Source organism: Pseudomonas aylmerensis (assembly GCF_001702265.1).
Classification (GTDB): Bacteria; Pseudomonadota; Gammaproteobacteria; order Pseudomonadales; family Pseudomonadaceae; genus Aquipseudomonas; species Aquipseudomonas aylmerensis.
The window spans coordinates 1-23,886 of the sequence record NZ_MAUE01000038.1 but is presented as its reverse complement, the minus strand read 5'-3'; the positions used below and the strand labels follow the sequence as shown (position 1 = coordinate 23,886).

22 protein-coding genes are annotated in these 23,886 nt (G+C 61.3%); 8 read left to right on the top strand and 14 right to left on the bottom strand.

All coding sequences use genetic code 11. The features are described 5' to 3' along the window. Positions 1-15 precede the first annotated feature (15 nt). From icmH to tssA, 13 genes are read right to left on the bottom strand one after another with little or no spacing between them, the layout of a single operon-like run. Entirely contained in the window at positions 16-879 is an 864-nt protein-coding gene (gene icmH, locus BBG20_RS23925) for a type IVB secretion system protein IcmH/DotU (RefSeq protein ID WP_065907813.1), read from the bottom strand. A gap of 5 nt (positions 880-884) precedes the next feature. Then, on the bottom strand, positions 885-2,213 hold the full coding sequence (gene tssK / locus BBG20_RS23920; RefSeq protein ID WP_065907812.1) for a type VI secretion system baseplate subunit TssK: 1,329 nt from the start codon (positions 2,211-2,213) through the stop codon (positions 885-887). Between the two features lies 1 nt (position 2,214). Continuing rightward, the gene (gene tssJ, locus BBG20_RS23915; RefSeq protein WP_065907870.1) at positions 2,215-2,694 is read right to left on the bottom strand and encodes a type VI secretion system lipoprotein TssJ; all 480 of its coding nucleotides are present in this window, start codon (positions 2,692-2,694) and stop codon (positions 2,215-2,217) included. A 5-nt stretch (positions 2,695-2,699) separates the two neighbouring features. Further along, a complete protein-coding gene (tagH, locus tag BBG20_RS23910; protein ID WP_065907810.1) occupies positions 2,700-3,869 on the bottom strand; it encodes a type VI secretion system-associated FHA domain protein TagH in 1,170 nt (389 codons plus the stop codon). A 16-nt stretch (positions 3,870-3,885) separates the two neighbouring features. Continuing rightward, the gene (locus BBG20_RS23905) at positions 3,886-4,017 is read right to left on the bottom strand and encodes a type VI secretion protein (protein WP_065907808.1); all 132 of its coding nucleotides are present in this window, start codon (positions 4,015-4,017) and stop codon (positions 3,886-3,888) included. 41 nt (positions 4,018-4,058) lie between these two features. Then, positions 4,059-5,591 carry a sigma-54-dependent Fis family transcriptional regulator gene (locus BBG20_RS23900; RefSeq protein WP_065907806.1) on the bottom strand — a complete coding sequence of 511 codons (1,533 nt, stop codon included), beginning with the start codon at positions 5,589-5,591 and terminating at the stop codon, positions 4,059-4,061. Continuing rightward, complete coding sequence (locus tag BBG20_RS23895; RefSeq protein ID WP_065907804.1) at positions 5,588-8,020, bottom strand: AAA family ATPase; 2,433 nt, start codon at positions 8,018-8,020, stop codon at positions 5,588-5,590. Before BBG20_RS23895 ends, BBG20_RS23900 begins: the two co-directional genes overlap by 4 nt. 12 nt (positions 8,021-8,032) lie before the next feature. Next, positions 8,033-9,040, bottom strand: coding sequence for a type VI secretion system baseplate subunit TssG (tssG, locus tag BBG20_RS23890; RefSeq protein ID WP_065907802.1), 1,008 nt, complete (start codon positions 9,038-9,040; stop codon positions 8,033-8,035). After that, positions 9,004-10,791, bottom strand: a complete 1,788-nt coding sequence (tssF, locus tag BBG20_RS23885; protein ID WP_065907800.1) for a type VI secretion system baseplate subunit TssF — start codon at positions 10,789-10,791, stop codon at positions 9,004-9,006. Before tssF ends, tssG begins: the two co-directional genes overlap by 37 nt. Continuing rightward, on the bottom strand, positions 10,781-11,182 hold the full coding sequence (gene tssE, locus BBG20_RS23880) for a type VI secretion system baseplate subunit TssE (protein ID WP_065907798.1): 402 nt from the start codon (positions 11,180-11,182) through the stop codon (positions 10,781-10,783). The genes tssF and tssE overlap by 11 nt, the downstream gene beginning before the upstream one ends. Positions 11,183-11,196: 14 nt before the next feature. Further along, positions 11,197-12,672: a type VI secretion system contractile sheath large subunit gene (gene tssC / locus BBG20_RS23875; RefSeq protein WP_065907797.1), complete on the bottom strand. Its 1,476-nt coding sequence runs from the start codon at positions 12,670-12,672 to the stop codon at positions 11,197-11,199. Between the two features lie 28 nt (positions 12,673-12,700). Continuing rightward, positions 12,701-13,198 (bottom strand): type VI secretion system contractile sheath small subunit, encoded by a 498-nt coding sequence (gene tssB / locus BBG20_RS23870; RefSeq protein WP_065907795.1) that lies wholly within the window; start codon positions 13,196-13,198, stop codon positions 12,701-12,703. A gap of 32 nt (positions 13,199-13,230) precedes the next feature. After that, positions 13,231-14,784 (bottom strand): type VI secretion system protein TssA, encoded by a 1,554-nt coding sequence (gene tssA / locus BBG20_RS23865; RefSeq protein ID WP_083221471.1) that lies wholly within the window; start codon positions 14,782-14,784, stop codon positions 13,231-13,233. 478 nt (positions 14,785-15,262) lie between these two features. Here tssA and BBG20_RS23860 point away from each other — a divergent pair, with 478 nt between their 5' ends. Continuing rightward, complete coding sequence (locus BBG20_RS23860; protein ID WP_065907791.1) at positions 15,263-15,778, top strand: Hcp family type VI secretion system effector; 516 nt, start codon at positions 15,263-15,265, stop codon at positions 15,776-15,778. 52 nt (positions 15,779-15,830) lie between these two features. Here the strand turns inward: BBG20_RS23860 and BBG20_RS23855 are convergent, their stop codons facing one another. Then, on the bottom strand, positions 15,831-16,652 hold the full coding sequence (locus BBG20_RS23855; protein ID WP_065907784.1) for an aldo/keto reductase: 822 nt from the start codon (positions 16,650-16,652) through the stop codon (positions 15,831-15,833). 106 nt (positions 16,653-16,758) lie between these two features. On the opposite strand from BBG20_RS23855, the gene BBG20_RS23850 reads away from it, so the two are divergent. From BBG20_RS23850 to BBG20_RS23820, 7 genes are all read left to right on the top strand, one after another. Next, a complete protein-coding gene (locus BBG20_RS23850) occupies positions 16,759-17,253 on the top strand; it encodes a DUF1543 domain-containing protein (RefSeq protein ID WP_065907782.1) in 495 nt (164 codons plus the stop codon). A gap of 104 nt (positions 17,254-17,357) precedes the next feature. Beyond that, entirely contained in the window at positions 17,358-18,458 is a 1,101-nt protein-coding gene (locus tag BBG20_RS23845) for a polyamine ABC transporter substrate-binding protein (RefSeq protein WP_065907780.1), read from the top strand. 25 nt (positions 18,459-18,483) lie between these two features. Further along, positions 18,484-19,902, top strand: a complete 1,419-nt coding sequence (locus tag BBG20_RS23840) for an aminotransferase (RefSeq protein ID WP_065907779.1) — start codon at positions 18,484-18,486, stop codon at positions 19,900-19,902. Between the two features lie 65 nt (positions 19,903-19,967). Further along, positions 19,968-20,813, top strand: a complete 846-nt coding sequence (locus BBG20_RS23835; RefSeq protein ID WP_065907777.1) for a helix-turn-helix domain-containing protein — start codon at positions 19,968-19,970, stop codon at positions 20,811-20,813. An 87-nt stretch (positions 20,814-20,900) separates the two neighbouring features. Continuing rightward, entirely contained in the window at positions 20,901-21,182 is a 282-nt protein-coding gene (locus BBG20_RS23830) for a peptidylprolyl isomerase (protein WP_065887453.1), read from the top strand. 130 nt (positions 21,183-21,312) lie between these two features. Next, positions 21,313-23,172, top strand: a complete 1,860-nt coding sequence (locus BBG20_RS23825) for an extracellular solute-binding protein (protein WP_065907775.1) — start codon at positions 21,313-21,315, stop codon at positions 23,170-23,172. Continuing rightward, positions 23,172-23,886, top strand: a 715-nt coding sequence (locus BBG20_RS23820) for an ABC transporter permease subunit (protein ID WP_065907773.1), incomplete at its 3' end; no start/stop codon positions are given. The genes BBG20_RS23825 and BBG20_RS23820, both read left to right, overlap by 1 nt.

The window sequence follows — 23,886 nt, the reverse complement described above, 5'->3', positions numbered from 1 at the left end:
TCCTTGCTCCCAGCGTTACAAGGGCGTTCGAGCCTGAGCCGACGCCAACAGTTGAAGAGGTTGCAGCACCGTCATGCGTTCCTTGCCCAGCACCCAGGCAAAACCCAGGTACATCGCCAGCACAGCGGCCAACCCTACGGCCACGACCGCAGGGGTAGAGAGCATGCGTATTCGAGAATGGCGGCCCTGCGCTGCACCGGACGGTGCGGCCATCGAGGGACGATCACCCCGCACATGCTTGATCTGTCGGTACAAGGCATCCCTCACCGAATCGAGCTGGGCCCCGCCTCGCTCCATGACACGGTATTTGCCTTCAAAGCCGATCGACAGGCAGAGGTACATCAACTCCAGCATCGCCACGTGCTTGAAGGGATCACGCGACAGCCGCTCAAGCAGCTGGAAAAATTTCTCGCCGCCAAACGTTTCATTGTGAAAGCGACTCAACAGGCTTATCCGCGGCCACTCACTGCGACTGCCCCACGCCGTGGTGACCACCGCCTCGTCAATCACACTGCACAACACATAACGCGCCGACATCACCTGGCCCGCCTCGCCGCCCTGTTGCAAGGCATGCGCCTCAAACATCGCCACGCCGGATGACAGCCGCTCATTGAGGGCCTGCAGGTTTTCACGCCCGGCGCTGGCCTTGAGCTGTACCACCTGCGACAACAGTTCCCACGCCGCCGCCAGCAACGCATTGGGGCCCATATTGAAGCGCTGGGCCTCCTGCAGGCGGGCGGTGTAGATCATCCGGTCTTCCAGTTGCTCGAAGCGCGGTGGCGAGGGAGCGTCCGTCAACGGCCCCTGCGCCGGTCCTACTCCATCACGATCAAGCAGCACGGTTTTCTCATCCTGTGCGTATTCACTTTCCCTGTTCATGGCAGTCAGTTCCTGATGGCCCAGAAGTTGAGTTCCAGCTCGGCGAACTCGCCGCTGGCATGGAAGGCAAAACCACCCGATTGCTCCAACTGCGTGATGTCACGGGCACTGAGTTCGAGCATGAAATAGGTCTTGTTGGCGTGAAACGGAATCTGTCGCGGCGCCACCGGCAGTGGCTTGACCTTGATACCGGCGAGATGCAGGTTGACCAGTTCGCGGATGCGCTCCACAGGGCCGATCTTCAGGTGGGCGGGCAATCGATGGCGCAGCTCTTGCGCATCACACTGCGCGGCGGCTGCCAGGATAAACGTCGCCGTCCCGAGTAACTTGAGATCACTCACCGGGCAGACCAGCACCCCGTACTGGCGCGGTTGCAACACCAGCTCAATGGCATGCTGTTCGAGCACCGACGACAGCACGGCGCGCAAGCCGACCATCAAGCCGCGAAAGCTCGCACCCTGGTCGGCGTGCCGGTAATGCACGTCCCATTGCGCACGCTTGCTATCGGTCGCAAACGTCGATAGCTCGCCGAGTATCGAGAGCAACTCGCGGTACACCACCTCTGGACGAACCTGGGTCTGGCCCAGGTAGTGACGCACAATCAATTCGGCGCGATTGATCAGTTGCAGCATCAGAAAGTCGCCGACCTGTGCGCCTGCGGAGGTGCCATTACCCTGGACGCGCGCGGCGATCGCATCGCCACGGCTTGCAAGTAGACTGATCACCTCCTTGACGCACGACGACACATAGCCGGCCTCCTGGAGATAGATGAACGTCGGGACGAAATCCGTGTCCAGCCGTACCCCGCCTTCGCGGGTCGAATCCAGCAACTGGGCGACCTGCAGTTTCACGTAGCACGGGTCGCTGGCCTGCTCTCCCAGGATCAGGCGCAGGTCCGGGCGTGCACAGTTGATCTGGCAGCGCGAGTCGACGCCGGCGTTGGAATCGCCAATCTCGGTTTCACAGGCCACATAGCGCGCCAGCACATCGACTTGCTCAGGGTTGCGCACTTCAATCTGATTCAAGGTCACCAAGGGCAAGGCCAGGTACACGGCTTGCGGGCCAGCGTCGGCGGGCACCTGCAACACCAGGGGTTGCATCGCGCCGCTCAGCTCGAACAGGCTGCCGTCCGGCAATACACCGCTGGCCTGGTTGACCACCACCTTGCCCAGATTGAGGTACTGCAAGTCGACTTCCAGCGTGAGGAACCCCCAGGCATCACCGGCCAGTAACCGAGTGCGGTTGAGCTGCTGATGGTAGTAGCGATCGTTGTGCTGCAAATGCTGGGGCTTGAGCAGCATGCCTTCGCGCCAGATAACGTTATGCACCTGCATCTCAATCCTCCTGCCTGTCGGTGTGCGGGACGGCGAAACGAATACCGGTCTGGTCCAGCACCAGGTCGGCACGCGTCAGGTGCGCAGGCATGACCGGCAACACCAGCCGCCATTGCACATGGGGCAAATCACGATAGGCCGCCAGGACGCCGACGTAACGACTGTGAGGCCCAACGCCAAGCTTGAGCGCCAACCGCTCCCCGGGCCGCAGTGTCAGTTCTTCGCTGCTGACCCAGTCTTTGGGCAGGGACTGTTCGGCCCGGCCATACAGGCTGAAAAAGTCGGCATGCTCGAATGCCACGGGATGCCGCAGCTCGAGCAAATGCACGACCACCGGCGAAGGACGGCCATGAAGATCGGGGTTGACCTCGTCGCTGGCCGTCAACGTCAGGTCCAGCTTGGTCAGGGTCGAAAAAGGCGACACGCTGCTGCAACCGACCAACAGGCCCAGCGCTACCACCATTGATGCAAATCGATACATGAACATCATCCCGGGTACGCCGCGTGCAGGGTGGAGATCAGGCGCACCTGCTCCGTGTAGGCTTTGGAAAAATCAATGCGCAATAGCGGCTCCTCCGGACAGGCCTCGTCGCTCAACCGACGGTAGTGGCGTTGGTAAGCGCGCCAGTGCGCGCCATCGGTGAGCAAACGGCGCGGCTTACCTTCGCGTTCGAAACACAGCAGCAGATGGCCTGGCGCAAAGCGCGCAAATGCGCTGCGCACGGCGGTACGGCAAGCCACGACCAGGGCCAGTTGATGCACTTGCAATTCCTGCCACGCCTGGACGACCGACCGCTCGGCCTGGCATTGGCGCGGATCGCCCCCACCCAACAGCGACGCGAGGGCCGTCTGGGGATCGCCGCAGTCTTTCAAGGGGTTCTGACGCATCACCGAAGTGCAGCCATCCAGGCCCATCTCGGTGTACAGCTCGTCGCGGGTTCGCAGGCCTTGCTGCAAACCATCGATGGTTTGCCTGAGCAACCCGGCAACCTTGATCGCCAGGGCTTCGCGCCCGGGAATATCGAGCGTATCCACCTGCACGCCCAACGCCTCGCCGAACTGCGCCCAGAAGGTCTCTGTGGTTGCCGGGGCAATCCTGTCGGGTTGTGGCGACTCAATCTCCCTGACCGGCTCAGCCCACTGAGGCACGACCAGGTGGTCATGGTCCACAGCCCGGTGATCCATCGAGTGACCGACCGCGTCTGTGCACGTGTCCAACGCGTCCAGCTCCGGCGATGATTCGCCACCGCGTTGTTCACGCTCCAACGCTTGGAGTGGGTCCAACCCCAGGAACGCATCGTCGGGAATGGGTTGCCCCTGGACGCCTGGACGGCGCTGATGACCGATCAGCCGGGCTCGAATCTGCGTCGCACCCAGTTGGTACACATCGCCCTCGTTGATCAACCGCGCCTGCCCCTTGCAGAGGCGCTCCACGCTGCCGGACACACCGATACCGTTGCTGCTGATATCGGTGAGGAAGTAGCTACCGTCACGGTAGCTGACCAGGCCATGGTGACTGGAAATCAACCGCGCGGTGTCCGGAATGATCCAGTCACACGCCTTGCCACGACCGATCACGCCGCCGATGCCGTCAAACGTTTTGCGCGCCGGCAACTCACCCCTCGCGGCTTCACACACTTCAAGCACTAATTGCATTGCAGGACCTCCCTGTTCAATGGCCGCGACGGGCCGCCAGGGGATCACCCAACGGACGATAGTCAGCATCATCAAAGACATAATTGGCGTTGCAGCCACCCAGCAAACACAACACAAGCACCACGGCTTGCCACGAACGAAAAGGCATCAGGTTCCTCCCAGGAAAATCAGGTATGCGCACGCACTCATTCAGCCCTCCTCGCGGGCATCGCCCATGGGAATCTTCAGGCGGGCCAGCCGATAGAGCAGCGTGCGGCGCGCGACACCCAGCTCGCGAGCGGTACGCGTGCGATTGCCACGGTTCTTGTGCAGGCAGTCGATCAGGAATACGCGCTCCACCCGCTCCAGGCGTTGGCGCAACGTGGTGTCGACGGGTTCATCGGTGGGCACCGGTGACAAGGACAGGTGCTCCGGCAGGATCACGCCGTCGTCACAGAGCAGCACCGCGCGCTCCACCAGACATTTGAGTTCGCGCACATTGCCGGGAAAACCATGCCTGGAGAGCTGATCCAGCGCAGCACTCGACCACTCCACGGGCGCGCGCCCGAGGGCAGTGCAGGCCTGTTGCGTGAAATCACTCGCCAGCAGCAGTACATCGCCATCGCGCTCACGCAGGGGCGGCAGTTCAATCGGAAATTGCGCCAGCCGGTAGTACAGGTCTTCACGAAAGGTCCCAAGCGCCACCATCGCGGCGAGGTTTCGATGGGTCGCGGCAATGATGCGTACATCGACTTTATGCGCCGCTGTGGACCCCAATGGGCGAATTTCACCTTCCTGCAATACCCGCAATAGTTTGGCCTGCAGCGACAGCGGCATATCACCGATCTCGTCCAGGAGCAAAGTGCCGCCGTGCGCCGTATCAAACAGCCCTATGTGGTTGCGTTCGGCGCCTGTGAAGGCGCCCTTGCGGTAACCGAACAGTTCGCTTTCCAGCAGGCCTTCCGGAACGGCCGCGCAGTTTTGCACCACAAAAGCCTTGCTGCTGCGCGGCCCGGCGGCATGGATGGCGCGTGCCACCACCTCTTTGCCGGTACCGGTTTCGCCGCGCAGCAGCACCGTGTATGGGGTCCCCATCACCTTGGCGATCAGTCGACAGGTGGCATCCATGGCAGCGCTGTTGCCGATCAAGCCCAACGCCGCGCGAGGAACGGGCGCACAGTCCTGCGGCTGCGCGACACTTTGCGCAGTGCGCATCCGTCGCAGCAACGCCAGTTGCATCAAGGCGAAGCTCGCCAGATGGCCGAGGGAAACGCTGTAGTCCTGCAACGGTTTCGAGTGGTGGCTCGCACACAGCAATACGCCCGCGAGGGTCTTCTGCCGGTTGAACAGCGGCACGCACAACAATGAATGCCAAGGCGTCGCCATCGCGGGCAAGAACCCGGTGTCGTAGACGCTGGCCGGCAGGTCATCAATGCAAAGGCCCTTTCGCTGACTGAGCACATGCTGCAGCACTTGCTCACCCTGGGAGTCCGCGTTTAAAACCGGCCCGGCGGCCGGCAGTCTCGCAGGCAAATGCTCGGCCATCAGGCGCAGTCCGCCGGTTAGCTCGTCGCGCCAATACAATTGGCTGAGTTCGCACTGACTCAGTTGCGCGGCCGCCTCGACACACAGACCCGCCAAAGTCGTCTCGTCGCCATCGATGCCCAGGCGGGCGAACCACGCCAGCAGCGCCTCGGCGTAAGCCACGGGATGGGTCAGCGGGTTCAAGCGGTCATCCGTCATTGGCTGAACTCGCAGCTGGGCTCGCCACGGCTGCCCAGGCCGGCATGCACCCGCGACAGGGGCTCGCCACTGGCCATGGCCTCCAGCAACCGATCCACCACCTGTGGCAGCAAGTGGATCTCGATCCATTGATCGATATACCGGGCACCGCTGTCACCATGGGTACACCGCTCAGCCATGTGCGCCACCAGCTCAGGCGTGTAGCTGAAGGCGAGCTTGCGCAGTTGCAGCCTTTGCCCGAGGCGCTCCAACTTGAGCCGGGCCATTTCGTGCAGCAGCTCACCGGTGAGCGGGTAGTACGGCACCACCCGCATCCGCGCCAGCAGTGCAGGCTTGAAGTGGGCACGCAGCAGCGGTTCGAGCGCGTCTTGCAGCACCTGCACATCCGGGCGCCGGGCACCCGCGCACAAGTTGCCGACGGCCTCACTGCCGAGGTTGGAGGTCATCAGGAACAACGTGTTGCGAAAATCCACCTCCCGCCCTTCGCCGTCATTGGCCAGCCCCTTGTCGAAAATCTGATAGAACAGGTTCAACACGTCCGGGTCGGCTTTCTCCACCTCATCGAGCAGCACCACTGAATACGGACGTTGACGCACGGCTTGCGTGAGCACCCCGCCCTCGCCATAGCCGATATAGCCAGGTGGTGCGCCAATCAGCCGCGACAGCGCATGTTTTTCCTGATACTCGGTCATGTTGAGCGTGGTGACGAAACGCTCGCCGCCGTACAGCAGGTCACCAAGGGCCAGGGCCGTCTCGGTCTTGCCCACGCCACTCGGGTCCACCAGCAGGAACACCCCGACGGGTGCGTCGACCTTGTTGAGCCCGGCGGCCACCGCGCGCAGGTTGCGATCAAGGGCCTGTACGGCTTGCTCCTGGCCAAGGAGGCGCGAACGCAGCGCGTCGGCAAACCCCATAACCCGCTCATTGGTCTCAAGGGCCAGCTGTTCAACGGGGATGCCGGTCCAGGCGCTGATGACCTGCGCGACCAGGCGCGGGCACACGTGTTGCGCAGACGCTTGCCGCTCCAGCCACTGTTGCTCCAGCGGCTGCCGCTCACATTCCACTGCCGTCATGCGCAGGTTCAACGCCTGCAAGGCCTGTTCATCGACGACAAGCCCGGTGTCCCTGTCACGGCTCAACGCCTGGTGTTGCAGCGCACCTGCCGCCTGTTCGGCATACAGGCGTTGCAACACTTCGGGCGCGCTGTCCCGGCTGGTGCGCAGGCGTGCACAGGCGGTGTCCAGCACATCCACCGCCTTGTCCGGCAACTGACGCCCTGCCAGGTAACGGGCGCTCAACTGTGCAGCCGCAACGACGGCATCGTCACGAACGTAGACCCCATGGCTGCGCTCATACACCGGCACCAATCCGCGCAGGATCGAAACCGCCTGGTCGACACTCGGCTCACCGATGAGCACCGGCTGAAAACGCCGTGCCAGCGCTGGATCCTTTTCAAAGTACTGTTTGTATTCCCTCCACGTGGTCGCGGCGATGGTGCGCAACTCGCCACGCGCCAGGGCCGGCTTGAGCAGGTTGGCCGCGTCCGAGGAGCCCGCCTGGGAGCCCGCCCCGACCAACGTATGAGCCTCGTCGATAAACAGGATCACCGGTTGCGCCGACGCGTTGATCTCATCGATCACACCTTTGAGGCGCCGTTCGAACTCACCCTTGATACTGGCACCCGCCTGGAGCAAGCCCAGGTCCAGCGTCAGCACTCGTACACCCTTGAGAGGTTCGGGCACCTGCGAGCTGACCACACGCAAGGCGAGGCCTTCGACAACTGCGGTTTTCCCCACCCCGGCTTCGCCGACGAGAATCGGGTTGTTCTTGCGCCGGCGCACCAGGATGTCGATCAGTTGCCGGATCTCGGCATCGCGACACAACACCGGGTCGATACGCCCGTCCTGGGCCTGCCGCGTCAGGTCATGGGTAAAGCGTTCCAGCAAGGATTCGCCATTCGGTGCGCAGGGACGCCGAGGCGCCTGGGCCATCAGAAAATCCTGCACACGCCGCGTGTCCAATCGGCTCAGCACCGCCTGATAGCCACTGCCCGCGTGCTCCAACGGATGGCGCAACAGCGCCAGCAACAGGGCGCCATGATCAACTTCGGTGTGTTTGAGCTCCAGGTGGGCAACCATCCAGGCTTGTTGCAGCCATTGCACCAGGGCCAAGGCAAATACCGGATTGCGTGACGCGCTCGACTCGCCCTTGGGTTGCAAGGTGGCTCGCAGCTCGCCGGCGTCGATCCCTGCATCCGCCAACGCTTGCATCAGAAGGCCTTCGTGATCTTCCAGCAAGGCCAACAGCAAGTCTTCCACCAGCACTTGCGTGCCGCCGCGAGCAACACAACGCTCGGCTGAGCGGGCAAGGTCCTGGCGGGCTTGGGCGTTCAACGTCTGGATCAGGTGTTGCAGGTCCACATTCATCATGATGATTCATCCCTAATTAGCGTTGCTGGCCACAATGACCACACCGTCAGCGCATTCATGCGTCAGCCAGCTGGTCCAACCGAGGTGGCAAACGTTCTGTTCGCCCAGGTGCAATGGCCTTATCGATTCCTTGGCCAGCACCAGGCGCAGGTCATATTCCAGAGGGTCCCGTGCGGTCAGCCGCACCAATGAACACAACAATGGATAGTCCGTGCCCGTGGGTAAAAACCCGTGAAAGCGCTGCCAGTCGAGACCTTGCACGTGCACCCTGAACTTGCCGCTGCGATCGGCAACCCGACTTCCCAGCACTTGGTCCACACCCAGCACACTGTTGGCAGTACCCAGGCGATTTCGCTGTGAATCGGCAATCACCACCGTGCGTTCAACCCATTGCTCGATGTGCACGCGACGGTGCTTGAAGTAGTAGCGCAGCACCGTTTCGATCAAGGCTGCCGAATGCGCGCGCAGGCTGAGCAGGCCCAAGTAGGGCAGCAGCCGCTTGCAGTTCAATGGCACAGCGTTGCGGATCTGCGGCCCCCGCAAGCCGATCAAGGCAAACATCTGCTCGGAAAAAGCATCGCGCGCCCCCGCCTGGAAACACGCCCGATAGCGATATTTGCGCCAGATAGGCAGCATCAGCCGCTGCAGGCGATGGTGAAACAGGTCGAGAAACTCGCGCGTCGTGTTGCCGCCTACGCTGTCGGCAAACGCCTGCTCGCCATAAAACGCAGGCAGTGGCGAACCGGCACCGCACAGGCCCAGCACGTTAAGGCGCAGCCGCGCTCGCAACAGGCCGCGCTCAACGAAAAACTCCACCCGGTCAATATCGTGACCGGGAAACCCCAGGCCCGGGTTGGCCTGAAACTCCAACTGGTCATACAGCGCGTCGTCATCCAAGGTCGGATGGGCAACACGCAGACGCTTGATCACCTGCAGAACCGCCTGGAACAGCGAGTACTCACGGATGACGCAGGACAGCGCCGTCAAAGCAGGGGTTGCTGGCCCATCCGGGGTGGCCATAGATACACGTCTCCTTGTGTGCTGATGACTCGTAGTTCGTGGAAGGCATTCAGGCTGGCGTAGAGTGCGAAGAACTCATTGAGTACCGACGCGAACACAAACACTTCGCCCTGGCCGAGAAAGCCTTGCGGATCGATCGTCAGGTCGATGCGTAACCCTCGAAACGGCAGGCCACGCTGCAATCGGTCAACGGCCACATGCCTGACGGAGTGCAATGCGCCCAGCCGTCTCTCGCTGACCTTCTGCGCTTGCCGGTCGTGGTAGCGCGGCAAGTCATAGGTTTCGAGGATGACCCTCAGGGCATTGATGTCGCTCAGTGACAGGTAGTTGAGCGACAGGTTGCTGATAAGCCGCCAGAGAAAGTCCTGGTCCAGGGGCGGTGAGAAACTCGCCGTCGGTGCACTGATATTCCGAAACGACAACCCTTGGGGTGTCTGCTCGCATGGCTGGTTGATCATCCCGATCTGAAGCAACCTGGGCAGGTTGTGGTTGGTACAGGTCAACTCGATAGACAGCGTTTCCTGATCGTGCTCCGGCGCCCTGTCGAACCCCAGCCAGGTATCGAGCCCGGCGTGCTGTGCAGATGGACGTTGGCGGATGCTGTAGCTGGGTGACGCCTTGGATGCCTCGGTCGCGCCGTCATGCTCGAAGGACTCGAACGGTACGTAGGTCCGATACCCCTGCCCGCCGGGCTGCCAACCGGTGATGCTGTCCACGGAAAACACACAGGCGTGTTCGCGCGAATATTCCCCCGGAATCAGCAGGTACTCGTCCTGTTTGCCGTCCAGGCGGATGGGCACCGCGTCATGCTTGAACAGGTTGACGATCGGCGTGCAGTACAGCTTCACATTCTCCAACGTGGGGTGCCGGGGCCCATGGCACGGATTGCGCAGCTCGAAACGCATCACCACCCCGCGCACCTGTCTGAGCTGCTCTGGCGGCAAGCTGCGCAGCGCATTCAGCCCACCGACGTCGACAAACAGGTATTTGTCAGGAAAGGCGAAGTACTCCTGCAAATGGCGATACCCGCGAAAGGTATTCATCGGGTAGGGAATCAACGCGTGCTCCTCGCTGAATCCCACCGGGCTCACCTGGTCGGCACCGAGCCGCAGCGCGAGCGCCTGGCCATCAACGTCGCAGACCGGCAAGCCATCCTGGCCGAAGGGCAACACCTCGATACCTTCGAGATGGCGCAACAGGTCCAGGTACAACCCTTGGCCGAGATAGCGATCGCCGGCCAGGTGCAGGCGCAATTGATCGAAGGTCCACTCACTGAAATTGCCTTCGGCACTCATCTCCAGGCGCAGGCTCAACCGGCCCTGCTGGCCCTGTAGGCTGTAGTCCACAGCGCTCAGTTGCAGCGGCAGGACCTGTGTGGCGTAACAGGTACGGAAGCGACAGCGCTCGCCGTTGATGGCCGCACTTTCCACCGGTGTATCCCGCGCAACACTCACACCCGGCCCCGCATGCTTCAACGGATCAAACTGCAGGATGCTGAAAGCAGGCATCGGCCGCATGTAGTTGGGCCACAACAGGTGCATGAGGGAATGGGTCAGCTCCGGCAACTCGTCGTCCAGTTTCTGCCGCAAGCGCCCTGTGAGAAACGCAAAGCCCTCCAGCAACCGCTCGACATCCGGATCCTGGCCGGGCTCGGCAAGAAACGGTGCGAGCGCCGGATTGCGCTCGGAGAAACGTCGCCCCAGTTGACGCAGCGCACTGAGCTCGCTCTGGTAATAGCGATTAAAGGACATCCGGCAAGACCTCGACCTGCCCGGCATCACGCAGCCGCGCGGTAAAAACCACCGGTTGCTTGCCCCCTGCGCCCGTCATCACCGCCTCAATGACAAATGCGAGTGCCAACGGATCGTGATCCCGTGGCAGCGCGATGACCCGCACCTCCTTTAACCGCGGCTCATAAGCACGGATAAACCGCTCGATCAGCAGGCGCGACTGGCTCAATGACTCATGCAGGCTCTGGTTCATATCATTGAGGTCGGGCAACCCATAGTCCGCCAGTGTCAGAACGCTGCCCGCGCGGATGCTGAGCATTTTCCCCAGGTGGGCTGCTACAGACGTCACGCCGCAGGCGGGCGCAGTTGCCGGGCGATCAAGGCGTTCGAACAGGCTTCGGTTGTGGGTCATCCCCTGCCCCCTGCTCATGCTTTATCGAGCTTGCCAACAAGCGACAGGGTGAAATCCGCCCCCATGTACTTGAAGTGCGGTCGCACGCTGAGGTTCACGCGATACCAGCCAGGCTCACCGTCGACGTCACTGACGACGATGCGTGCCGCCCGCAATGGACGCCGCCCACGCACTTCGGCACTGGGGTTTTCCTGGTCGGCGACGTACTGGCGAATCCACTTGTTGAGCTCCAGCTCCAGGTCGGTGCGCTCCTTCCACGAACCCAGTTGCTCACGCTGCAAGACCTTCAGGTAATGGGCCAGGCGGTTGACCACCATCATGTAGGGCAGTTGGGTACCCAGGCGATAATTCAGTTCGGCGTCCTTGCCCTCGGCGCTGATACCGAACTGCTTGGGTTTCTGCACCGAGCTGGCGGAGAAGAACGCGGCGTTGTCGCTGCCCTTGCGCATCGTCAGGGCAATGAAGCCCTCTTGCGCCAGCTCGTATTCACGCCGGTCAGACACCAATACTTCGGTGGGAATCTTGGTTTCGATTTCACCCATGCTGTGGAAGTGATGCAACGGCAAGTCTTCCACGGCCCCTCCGCTTTGCGGCCCGATGATATTCGGGCACCAGCGAAAGCGCGCGAAGCTGTCGGTCAACCGGGTGGCGAAGGCATAGGCCGTATTGCCCCACAGATAGTGCTCGTGGCTGTTCACCACATTTTCCTGGTACCCGAAGGTCTTGACCGGGCATTCAAGGGGATCGTAAGGCGTACGCAGCAGAAAGCGCGGCACCGTCAACCCGATGTAGCGCGAGTCTTCGCTCTGGCGGAAACTTTGCCATTTGGCAAACTGCGGACCTTCGAAATGGTCTTTGAGATCCTTCAGGTCAGGCAGGCCGGTGAAGCTTTCCAGGCCAAAAAAGCCCGGCCCGGCGGCAGCGATAAAAGGCGCGTGGGCCATGCAGGCCACACTGGAAGCGTATTGCATCAGCTTCACGTCGGGCGCGCTGGGGGAAAGAAAGTAGTTGGCGATCACCGCGCCCACCGGTTGACCACCAAACTGACCGTATTCAGCGCTGTAGATATGCTTGTACAACCCCGACTGGGTGACTTCCGGCGAGTCTTCGAAATCATCCAGCAGGTCCTGCCGCGAGACGTTCAGCAGTTCGATCTTGATGTTTTCACGGAAGTCGGTGCGTTCGACCAGTAACTGCAAGCCACGCCAGGCGGCTTCCAGCGCCTGAAAATCCGGGTGGTGCAGGATCTCGTCCATTTGCTGGCTGAGCTTTGTGTCGATCTCGGCGATCATGCGGTCGACCAAACGTTTCTTGACCGGCTCGCCGCTGTTCTGCGGCTTGATCAGTTCTTCGATAAACGCCGAGACGCCCCGCTTGGCAATCCCGTACGCTTCGTCGTCGGCGCCGAGCAAAGTCTGGGCAATGATGTTGTCGAGGATGCTGTATTCATCCACGGCGTGTGCAGGCGTCGCGTTCTGTTGGGTGGTCATGCTGTCAGTGTCCTTTTAACTGAGAATGTCAGGCGGTAGGGCTGTTCAGCCCTAGCTCTGCCAATACCCTTGCGCGGGAAACGTCATCGGCCAGGGCCTGCTCGATGGCTTTGCGAAAGCTGGGTGTATTGCCCAGCGGTCCCTTGAGCGCCATGAGTGCCTCACGCAACGCCATCAACTTGTGCAGCTGGGGAATCTGCTCCACCAGGTTCGCAGGGTTGAAATCCTTCATGGTGTTGATACGCACCTGGATGGCCAACTCGGCGGCGTCGTCGCCTTCCTGGAGCCGGTTGGGAACATTCAGCGTCAGGCTCAGTGCCTGCTTGGCCAGCACCTCGTCGAGCGTGTTCTTGTCGAGTGCGACGGGCTTGCGGTCTTCAAGCTTGCGCAAGTCTTCACGCTGGGTGAAATCACCGAGGACCAGCAGCTTGAGCGGCAGCTCAACCTCTTCCTGCGCCCCACCGATAGCTGGCTTGAAGGTGATATTGATACGTTCCTTGGGTGCTACCGAACCGTCTTTGGCCATGGTGCTGCTCCGTTTTCAAGTGGCTCGAAAGCCTATTCAAGTACCGCTTCAAGATCGAAGAGGCACAGCCTGCGATGGGTGTCTTCCTTGCGCTCGCGCACGGCGTGGTTTTGTGGCATCAGGTCGCAGCAGCGGTGCAGCAGCTGGGCCACCTGCAGTGCCAACTGCGGCTCCCAGCGCTCAAGCGCCGACCGTTGCAACTCGTGATCGAGGTATTCGAGCTGGATCTTTGCCAGCTCATGCTTGCCCGCGTGTACACACACGCGAGCCTGTGCGAGACGCCAATGAAACCGGGCACGATCACTGTGGGCGCCGTGCATGCCCTGCTTGAACACAGGGATGACACTCTTGAGCCCGTCCTTGCGCAGCCTGGGCACCGCCTCCTGCAAGGCCTTCTCCCAAGGTTCGGCATCGACATCGGCCGCGACTGCCGGTGACTCAGGCCTGCGCAGGTGACGGGTTACCTGCAGTGCGATCCAATCGCGGGTTGCCGTGTCGGCGAACGGTGTGCCGTCGTGAAAGCGATACTCGGGCAGGTTGGGCAAGCGTTGCAGCAACAAGGCAAAAGACACTTCCAGCTCGGTCATGGCCTGATCCGCCTGCAGCGCCTCCAGGCATTGCCAGAGCCTATGCAGCCCGTCGAACCAGAACATGGCACCGGCGAGGCTGGCCTCAAGTTCGAGCATCAGGTCGGCGTGATGCCCTTGGGCAAAACGCTCCTGGAATCGTGTGAGTTTGTCGGGGGCCAGTCCGCGCAATGAGGTGACGTGCTGGTTGTCGGCGTCCGGATAACTGACCAGCGCCAGCCATGCCAAGGTTCGATTCAGGCGTAATGCCCGCAGGTCGGTGGCGCTCTGTCGCAACCACCAGGCACACAAGGGACGAGCTTGCTCCTGCAAGGTGCGCAACACTCTGTGCGCTTGTTTTTCGTTCTCCACCACCGCTTCGGGCTTCAGCAGTTGAGTGGTGGCCTGCTTGACCTGCGCAATCGCACCGCTCAACCCGGCAGGCGGCGGCTCATCGTGTGCAACGCGTTCCAATCGCTGCGTCAGTTGTCGGCGAATCGGCAGCAACAGCGGCGCGTCATCTCCCAGGTGTTCGGTCCACAGTTCATCGAGCCGCACCAATTGTTCGAGTACGCAGCGAAACAACGGCTGCTGGCTCTGTACCGATACACTCTGCGCAAACAACGGCTCAAGCCGTAATACCAACCAACGCAGCGCTGCGCTCCGGGTGCGCAGCTTTGCAGGATACAGCGCCGCCCAGTGCTGCTCGCAGAGATAACGCAACAACCCGAGGCCGGCCAGCAACCCGGGGAAGGAGTCACGCTGATGCAATGCCCAGGTCAACCAGACGCCTACGCGCAGATCCTTGGACTGGCGACACAACAGCGACTCACTGATTTCGAGGACCTTGTGCCAATCGGGCTGGCCGCTGCCGTGCAGCGATTGCGCCTTCTCCAACTCGGTCTCGAGCGCGTCATACTCATTCGAAAAGCGCATGTCGCTGCCAGCAAAACTTGTTTGCGAGCACGGCATTTTCGCGACTTCAAGATAATGATCACACAACTTGTCCGAATAAGACATTGAGCACCGCGCACAACTACCAAAGACAGCAAAGGCCAACTAAGCACATTAAATTCGTGCATCAGAATGCCACCTGACCTTCGCTCGATTCGCAACGAAGTTCGCAAACCTTAGCCATGCATTGAACATCCAGCAAGCGAGGGAAGTGCACTTAAGGAATTTCCTACAACCCTTGTAAATTGAGGCGTGCGCAGCAGATTGCACAGGTAAACAAGCATCCAAGCCGTAACTCCCGCCCCTACCCCAAATGCAGCTTATACACAGCCTATGAGCAACTAATTGCGCACTTATGCGCAACACTCCTCACTTAAAACCGCTTAAAAACACCCCTACTGACTCAATAGTTCGATCAAGAACCTGCCAGACCATTACTTTCATTGGCCCTCGCACTTTCCGGCACGCTTCTTGTTAAGGGTATGTCTCCGACCGGCGCACTTGCCCGTTGGAACTACCTCATCAATCAGGCAAGGAAACCGTCATGCCAACACCCGCGTATCTTTCCATCACCGGCGTCAAGCAAGGTTTGATAACGGCAGGTACATTCACCCAGGACTCGGTAGGCAATATTTATCAGGAAGGCCATGAGGACCAGATCCTGGTGCAGGCCTTTTCCCATCAGGTGATCATTCCCCGTGATCCGCAATCCGGCCAGCCAACGGGCCAGAGGGTCCACAAGCCCCTGATGATCAGCAAGGTGTTCGATAAGTCCTCGCCACTACTGTTCAGCGCATTGACCAGCGGCGAGGAGGTCAAGTGCCGGCTGGAATGGCTGCGCACGTCCTCGGCCGGCACCCAGGAGCATTACTTCACCATCGAGCTTGAAGGCGCGACCATCGTCGATATCCAGTCACGCATGCCCAATTGCCAGAACCCGGACAATGCCCACTTCACTCACCTCGAGGAGGTGTACTTCACCTATCGCAAGATCGTCTGGACGCACGAAGTCTCTGGCACGTCCGGATCGGATGACTGGCGAAGCCCGGTAGCGGGCTGAGGCAACTCGTGCCGCAACGGCAGCCAGGGACGGCGCCGTTGCGGCCAGGTGGCTAGACCATGGCCAACGGGTGCTTGCGCTTGGGGGCGCCGAACACGCGGTCGATGGCGTCAAGGTCATGCTCGTCCAGCACCAGCTTGGCCGCAGCAGCGTTGAGCCGCACATGCTCGGGGTTGACCGCCTTGGGGATGGCGATCACGCCGTCCTGGCGCAACACCCAGGCCAGGGCGACCTGGGCGGGCGAGACCTCATGACGGCGCGCAATCTGCTTGAGGGTCGTGCTGGACAACAACGCTCCGCCTTGGGCAATCGGACAGTACGCCATCAATGGCAAGTGATGTTGTTGCCACCACGGCAGCAGGTCGAATTCGATACCACGCTCTTCGATGTTGTAGAGCACCTGGTTGGTCGCGCAGGCCGGGGATGCAAGTTCCTGCAGGTCGGCCACATCGAAATTGGAGACACCCCAACGGCCGATCTTGCCCGCCTCGCGCAAACGTTCGAAGGCCTCGACGGTTTCTTCAAGCGGGTACTGGCCACGCCAGTGCAACAGATACAGATCGATATAGTCGGTACCCAGGCGCGCGAGACTGGCTTCGCACGCACGCGGGATACCCTTCTGGCTGGCATTGTGCGGGTAGACCTTGCTCACCAGGAACACCTGGTCACGCCGGCCGCGGATGGCCTCGCCGACCACCGTTTCGGCGCCGCCCTCGCCGTACATTTCGGCGGTATCGATCAGGGTCAGGCCCTCGTCGATGCCCAGTTGCAACGCCGCGACTTCAGCGCGGTGCTGGTCCGGATCCTCGCCCATGCGCCAGGTGCCCTGGCCGACGACAGGGACGGGAACGCCCGCCAGATCAATGGTACGCATGACAATCTCCTGATGAGTGTGCGGATTAACAGTGTGGCATTGGCCGGACAAAAGGGTTCAATCGAAGTATGGTTGCGCTCTGCCAAGTCGCCAGGAAGGACCTGCAATGCTGTTTGTCGTGATGCTCGGGGGCAAGCACCCCAGGGCGAAAATTGAAGTGCATGATGTGGTGTTCGCTGCGGCGGATACGCTGGAAGCTACCTACCCGCAACTGCGCGACGGCTGGTTCGGCAGCCCCAAGGGCGTGCATATCGATTCGTGGATGGCAGTGGATGGCGTCGACGGCTGGAAGGTCGAACTCAGCCACCTGGCCCCCGAGGCGGGAGCGCATCACCTGTATTTCATCAACCTCGGCGGTTATGAAGCCAACAGCTTCGGCGAGGCCCATCATTACCTGCTGGTAGTCGCGCGCAACAAACAGGACGCCACCCGCCAGGGCAAGCAACAGATGCTGCGCCATTGGTCCCAGGCCCACACCGACGGCGTGCTGGATATCGACGACTGCCTGCCCATCGACCTCGTGGACGGCCGCTACCTGCACCTGGTGCAGGGCCCGCACCGGCCGATCATTCAGCGCAATGACTATATCGTCCTGCCCTGAATTCGGCGCCCTACCCGAACGGGGTATGGCGCCCTGCCCGCCACCTGCCTGACAGTGCCATCAGTCCCTTCGCCTGATAACAGCACAACACAAGGTGGGTCCCCATGCATAAAGCCTTTATCGCCCTGCTCAGCACCGTATTGCTGGCCTTGCCGGCCCTGAGCCAGGCCGCAGACGCCGCGGACAACACCCTGCGTATCTACAACTGGGCGGATTATATCGGCGAGACCACCCTGGCCGACTTCGAGAAGGCCACGGGGATCAAGGTGATCTACGACACCTACGATTCCTACGAGACCGTGCAGGGCAAGTTGCTCTCCGGACGTTCCGGTTATGACCTGGCCTTGCTCAACGCCTCGCTGGTGCCGCTGCTGATCCAGGGCAAGGTGTTCCAGCCACTGGACAAAACGCAACTGCCCGACTGGAAAAACCTCGACCCGTTGGTACTCAAGCACCTGGAAGCCCATGACCCGGGTGTCACCTATTCCGCGCCGTATACCTGGGGCAGCAATGGCGTGACCTATAACGTCGACATGATCAAGGCGCGCATGCCGGATGCGCCCATCGGTTCGCTGGCGATGATTTTCGATCCGAAGATCGTGTCGCGATTTGCCGACTGCGGCATCACCTTCATGGATTCGCCCACCGACATGATCCCGCTGGCCCTGACCTATCTGCACCTGGACCCGAACAGTGTCGCGCCCAAAGACCTCAAGGCGGCCCAGGCGGTGTTGATGGCCGTGCGACCGTACATTCGAAAATTCGACTCCAGCGGTTTCATCAACGGCCTGGCCAACGGCGATCTGTGCCTGGCCACCACCTGGTCCGGCGATTACGCCACCTCCCAGGCGCGCGCGACGGAGGCCGGGGCGAAGATCAACCTGGACTACTTCATTCCCCAGGAAGGCTCGCTGATCTGGTTCGATAACTTCTATATCCCGGCGGATGCGCCGCATGTCGCCAATGCCCACAAATTCATCGAATTCCTCCTGCAGCCCGCGACCATGGCGGGCGTGAGCAACACCATCCATTACGCCAACAGCAACCTGGCATCCAAGCCGCTGGTGAATGCCGAGATCCGCGACAACCCGGCGATCTACCCCGACGCCGCGACCCTGCAGCGCCTGTTCACGCAAAAAAGCCAGCCACCGGCCGCCGTGCGCCTGATCACCCGTACCTGGAATGCCGTGAAGACCGGCAAGTGAAAACCAGCCATTGAAGGTAAATGCCATGACTCTGCCAAATCCTGCTTTCTTCGCCCAGTTCGACAATGCCAAGCTGGACGCCGCCGACAAAGCTCACTACATGCACGGTTTCCATATGTTCGACGAGCACCGTGAACAGGGCTCGCTGAATATTGCCGCCGGCGACGGGGCCTACATCTACGACACCCAGGGCAATCGCTACCTGGATGCGGTCGGCGGCATGTGGTGTACGAATATCGGCCTGGGCCGGGAGGAAATGGCCGAGGCCATCGCCAATCAGGTGCGTCAGCTGGCTTATTCCAACCCGTTCTGCGACATGGCCAATGTCACCGCCATCGAGCTGTGCGCCAAGCTTGCCAGCCTGGCCCCCGGCGACCTCGACCATGTGTTTCTCACCACCGGCGGTTCAACGGCGGTGGACACCGCCTACCGGCTGGTGCAGTTCTACCAGAACAGCCGTGGCAAGCCGGCCAAGAAACACATCATTTCGCGCTTCAGCGCGTACCACGGCAGCACGTTCCTGACCATGTCGATCGGCAACAAGGCCGCCGACCGCGCGCCGGAATTCGATTTCATGAGCGACCTGTTCCACCACATCGCCTGCCCCAATTACTACCGGGCGCCACAGGGGATGAGCGAGGCGGAGTTTCTCGACAGCCTGGCCAACGAGTTCGAAGACAAGATCCTTACCCTGGGCGCGGACAACGTCGCAGCGTTCTTTGCCGAGCCGATCATGGGGTCGGGTGGCGTGATCATTCCACCCAAGGGCTACCACCGGCGCATGTGGGAGGTCTGTCAGCGCTACGACTTGCTGTACGTGGCCGATGAGGTGGTGACGTCCTTCGGACGCCTCGGTGCGTTTTTTGCCTCCGAGGACGTGTTTGGCATGCAGCCGGACATCATTACCACCGCCAAGGGCCTGACTTCCGGCTACCTGCCATTGGGCGCGTGCATTTTCTCCGAGCGCATCTGGCAGGTGATCGGCGAGCCGGGCAAGGGCCGTTGCTTTACCCACGGTTTCACCTACAGCGGCCACCCGGTGAGTTGCGTGGCGGCGCTGAAGAATATCGAGATCATCGAGCGCGAAAACCTGCTGGCGCATGTGGAAGATGTCGGGGTTTACCTGGAGCAACGCCTGCAAACCCTGGTCGATTTGCCACTGGTGGGCGATATCCGCTGCCAGCGCCTGATGGCCTGCATCGAGTTTGTCGCCGACAAACGCACCAAGGCGCTGCTGCCGGACGCGGTCAATATCGGCGAAAAAATCCATCTTCGCGCCCAGGCCAAGGGCTTGTTGGTACGCCCCATCGGTCACTTGAATGTGATGTCACCGCCGCTGATCATCACCCATGCCCAGGTCGACGAGGTGGTCGAGACCCTGCGCCAATGCATCCTCGACACCGCCGCCGAACTGCGCCAGACGGGCGAGTACCAGGGCCAATGAACCTCAACGCCGAGCCTGTCTCGGCGTTTTTGCCTGGGGGTTGGCCTGCGGGTAGACTGGCCAGCATGACGACAGCTCCCGACCCGACCCTGCAGCAACTGGAAGCCTGGCACCGCGCCCTGGCCCAGGCACTGATCCATGTGGACGAGGCGTGCTTCCTCGAACACCTGGCCAGCGCGCTGTGTGTGCTCACGCCCATCGAATCGATGATGATCAGCCTGGAGCGCCAGGGACTGGCCCCGCATCTGCTCTATCAGCAGGGTATTCCCCGCGCCTATCAGGACGAAATCATCCACCGCTACTTCTCGCGCGGCTACCTGCTGGACCCGTTCTGCCTGGCAGTCGACAAGGGCCTGGCCGAGGGCTTCTATCACTTGGCCCAGATCGCCCCGGACGATTTTTTCAACAGCGAGTACTACAAGACCTACTACCTGCGCAGCGGCGGTGCCCAGGAGAGTTACTACATTGTCGACCTGGGGCCACAGAGCAAGATCTCGCTGTGCATGTTCCAGGGCCTCAGCGCCGGGCAGTTCAGCGACGCGCAACTGGCGTTGCAGCAGGCCACCCAGGCCATGGTCCGCGAATTGCTGCGCCGCTTTGGCACCACCGGGGGCCTGGCCAAGGTGATCCGTGATGAAGGGTTTACCCAGACCCAGGCGCACCAGCAAATCGAGGCGGCGTTCATGGGGTTTGCCAGTGGCGTGCTGACCGTGCGCGAGCGCGAGATCGCGCACTTGATCCTGCGCGGCCACTCGGTGAAATCCACGGCCCAGGTGCTGGGGATCTCGCCGGAAACCGTGCGCATGCACCGCAAGAACCTGTACACCAAGCTCGCGATCAATTCCCAGGCCGAGCTGTTTGCGTTGTTTATCGAATGGTTGACCCGCAGCGGCGCCATGGCCCGCGCGTGAGCCACTGGGCATTTACCGGGAACTTTGCCAGGAAATAACCGCCTGAATCCGGTACGCTCACCGTTTTTACTCAAGGAGTTAATCCCCATGGCCAAAGCCACCGCCCGTCACATCCTCGTTTCCACTGAAGACAAGTGCAACGAACTCAAGGCCCAAATCGAAGGCGGCGCTGATTTCGCAGAAGTTGCCAAAGCCAACTCCAGCTGCCCATCCAGCCGCCAAGGCGGTGACCTGGGTTCGTTCGGTCCAGGCCAGATGGTCAAGGAATTCGACAGCGTCGTGTTCAGCGCCCCGGTCAACACCGTGCAAGGCCCGGTGAAAACCCAGTTTGGCTACCACCTGCTGGAAGTGACCAGCCGCCAGGACTGATCCAGTCTGCGCTGATGCTATAAACAACGGCCCGCCTTTTGGTGGGCCGTTGTGCATGTGGTGACTGGCGACGTTGATGCCGTTAGCGTACAAATCCCTAATCTTCTTCACCCGGCGTTCAAGGCTGACAATGCGATTGGCTTTTTCATCTCTGCTGAGTTCCACCCTGGCCTTGCTGATGGCCAGCACGGCCGTGATCGCGGCCCCGCAAACCTACCTGACGGTGTACGGCGAACCGGCCAAATATTCTGCCGGCTTTACCCATTTCGACTACGCCAATCCGAATGCGCCCAAGGGCGGCACGCTGCGGCGCTCGGCCTTGGAAATCGGGCGTTTCGACCACGTGTTGCCGTATATCGACAAAGGCATCGGCGTGTCCCAGGTCGACGGCTGGCTGTATGCCCCCCTCGCCCAGCGCTCCTTGGATGAACCCTACACGGTGTATGGCCTGGTGGCCGAGAAGATGGAACGCGCCGACGACGGCCTGTCCCTGCGTTTCTACCTCAACCCCAAGGCGCGTTTTGCCGATGGCAAGCCGATCACCGCCGAAGACGTGCGCTACAGCTTCGACCTGCTGATGACCCAGGGCAGCCTGCGCTTTCGCACACTGTTCGCCGACGTCAAGCACGTCGAGGTCGAAGGCCCGCGCCAGGTGCGCTTCGATTTTTCCAGCAACGAGAACCGCACCCTGCCGCTGGATATCGCCACCCTGCCGGTGTTCCCCGAGCACTGGTGGAAAACCCGCGACTTCGCCAACGGCGGCGGCTACGAAGCCCCGCTGGGCAGCGGCCCGTACAAGGTCAGCAAGATCGATTCGGGCAACACCATCACCTTTACCCGCGACCCGGACTGGTGGGGCAAGGACCTGCCCGTCAGCCGTGGCCTGTACAACTTCGATCACCTGAGCCTGGAATATTTCGGCGACACCGAAGTGGCCCGCCAGGTACTGCGCGGCGGCGCCTACGATTTCAACCGTGAGTTCTCCGCCACCGGTTACTCCATCGGCTACAACGGCCCGGCACTCGACGATGGCCGCCTGCAACGCGCGCACTTGGCCAAAGCGATGTCGCAGCCGTCCCAGGGTTATGTGTTCAACGTGCAAAAACCGATGTTCAAGGACCGCCGTGTGCGCCAGGCGCTGGCGATGCTGTGGGATTTCGAATGGGCCAACCGGCAGATGATGCGCAATATGTACATCCGCCAGCAGAGCTACTTCTCCAACAGCCCATTGGCCGCGACCCAGTTGCCGACCCCTGAGGAACTGGCAATTCTCGAGCCCTTGCGCGGCCAGGTGCCGGACGAGGTGTTCACCCAGGTGTTCAAGGCGCCGGTCACCGACGGCAGCGGCATGATCCGCGACAAGCAACTGCAAGCCCTGGCCCTGCTTGAAGAGGCCGGTTGGAAACCGCAGGGCGACAAGCTCGTCAACGCCGCGGGCGAGCCGCTGGAATTCACCTTCCTGAATGCCCAGAACGGCGTCGAGCGCTTGCTGTTGCCGTATAAACGCAACCTCGCGCAGATCGGCATCACCTTGAATATTCGCCGCATCGACTCCTCGCAATACGTGAACCGGCTGATGGCCCGCGACTACGACATGATCGTGACCGGCTTCCCGGTGACGACATCGCCTGGCATGGAGCTGTACAACTACTTCGGTTCGGCGGCCGCGTTTGATTCGGGCGCCAACAACTACATGGTGCTCAAGGACCCGGCGGTCGACACGCTGATCAAGGGCCTGGTCAAGGCTGATACCCAGGCGCAGATGCTCAACTACGCCCATGCCCTGGACCGCGTGCTGCAATGGAATTACCTGTGGATCCCCAATTACTACCCGCCCGGCACGTCCGCCGCGTGGTGGAACCGGTTCGGTCGCCCGGCCATCGAGGCGCAGAACGACGAGGCCCTGGAAACCTGGTGGGAGATCAGCCCGACGCCGCTGACCAATGAGCAAATGGACGCCGAGCTGAAAAAACGCGGAGGGACGCGCTGATGTTTGCCTATATCGTGCGGCGCCTGCTGCTGATCATCCCGACGCTGGTGATTATCCTGCTGGTCAATTTCGTCATCGTGCAGGCCGCGCCAGGCGGCCCGGTGGAACAAGCCATCGCCCACCTGCAAGGCATCGGCGGCGGCGCAATCGGCGGTTCATCCGGCGAGGGCATCAGCAGCGGCTCCCGCGCCAGCCGTGGCCTGGACCCGAAACTGATCAAGGACATCGAAAAACAGTACGGCTTCGACAAGCCCGCGCCGGAACGCCTGTGGCTGATGCTCAAGAGCTACGCCAAGCTGGATTTCGGCAACAGTTTCTTTCGCGGCGCCACGGTAACCGACCTGATCCTGGAGAAAATGCCGGTCACCGTATCTCTCGGCCTGTGGGCCACGCTGATCACCTACCTGGTATCGATCCCCCTGGGAATTCGCAAGGCGGTGCGCCATGGCAGCAGCTTTGATGTGTGGAGCAGCACCGCCATCGTGATCGGTTATGCGATGCCGGCGTTCCTGTTCGCAATGTTCCTGATCGTGGTGTTCGCCGGCGGCACGTCGCTGAACTGGTTCCCGGTACGCGGGCTGGTCTCGGAGAATTTCGAAGAGCTGAGCACAGTCGGCAAGATTGCCGATTATTTCTGGCACCTGGTATTACCGGTCAGCGCCTTGGTGATCGGCGGGTTCGCCACCTTGACCATCCTCACCAAAAACTCGTTTC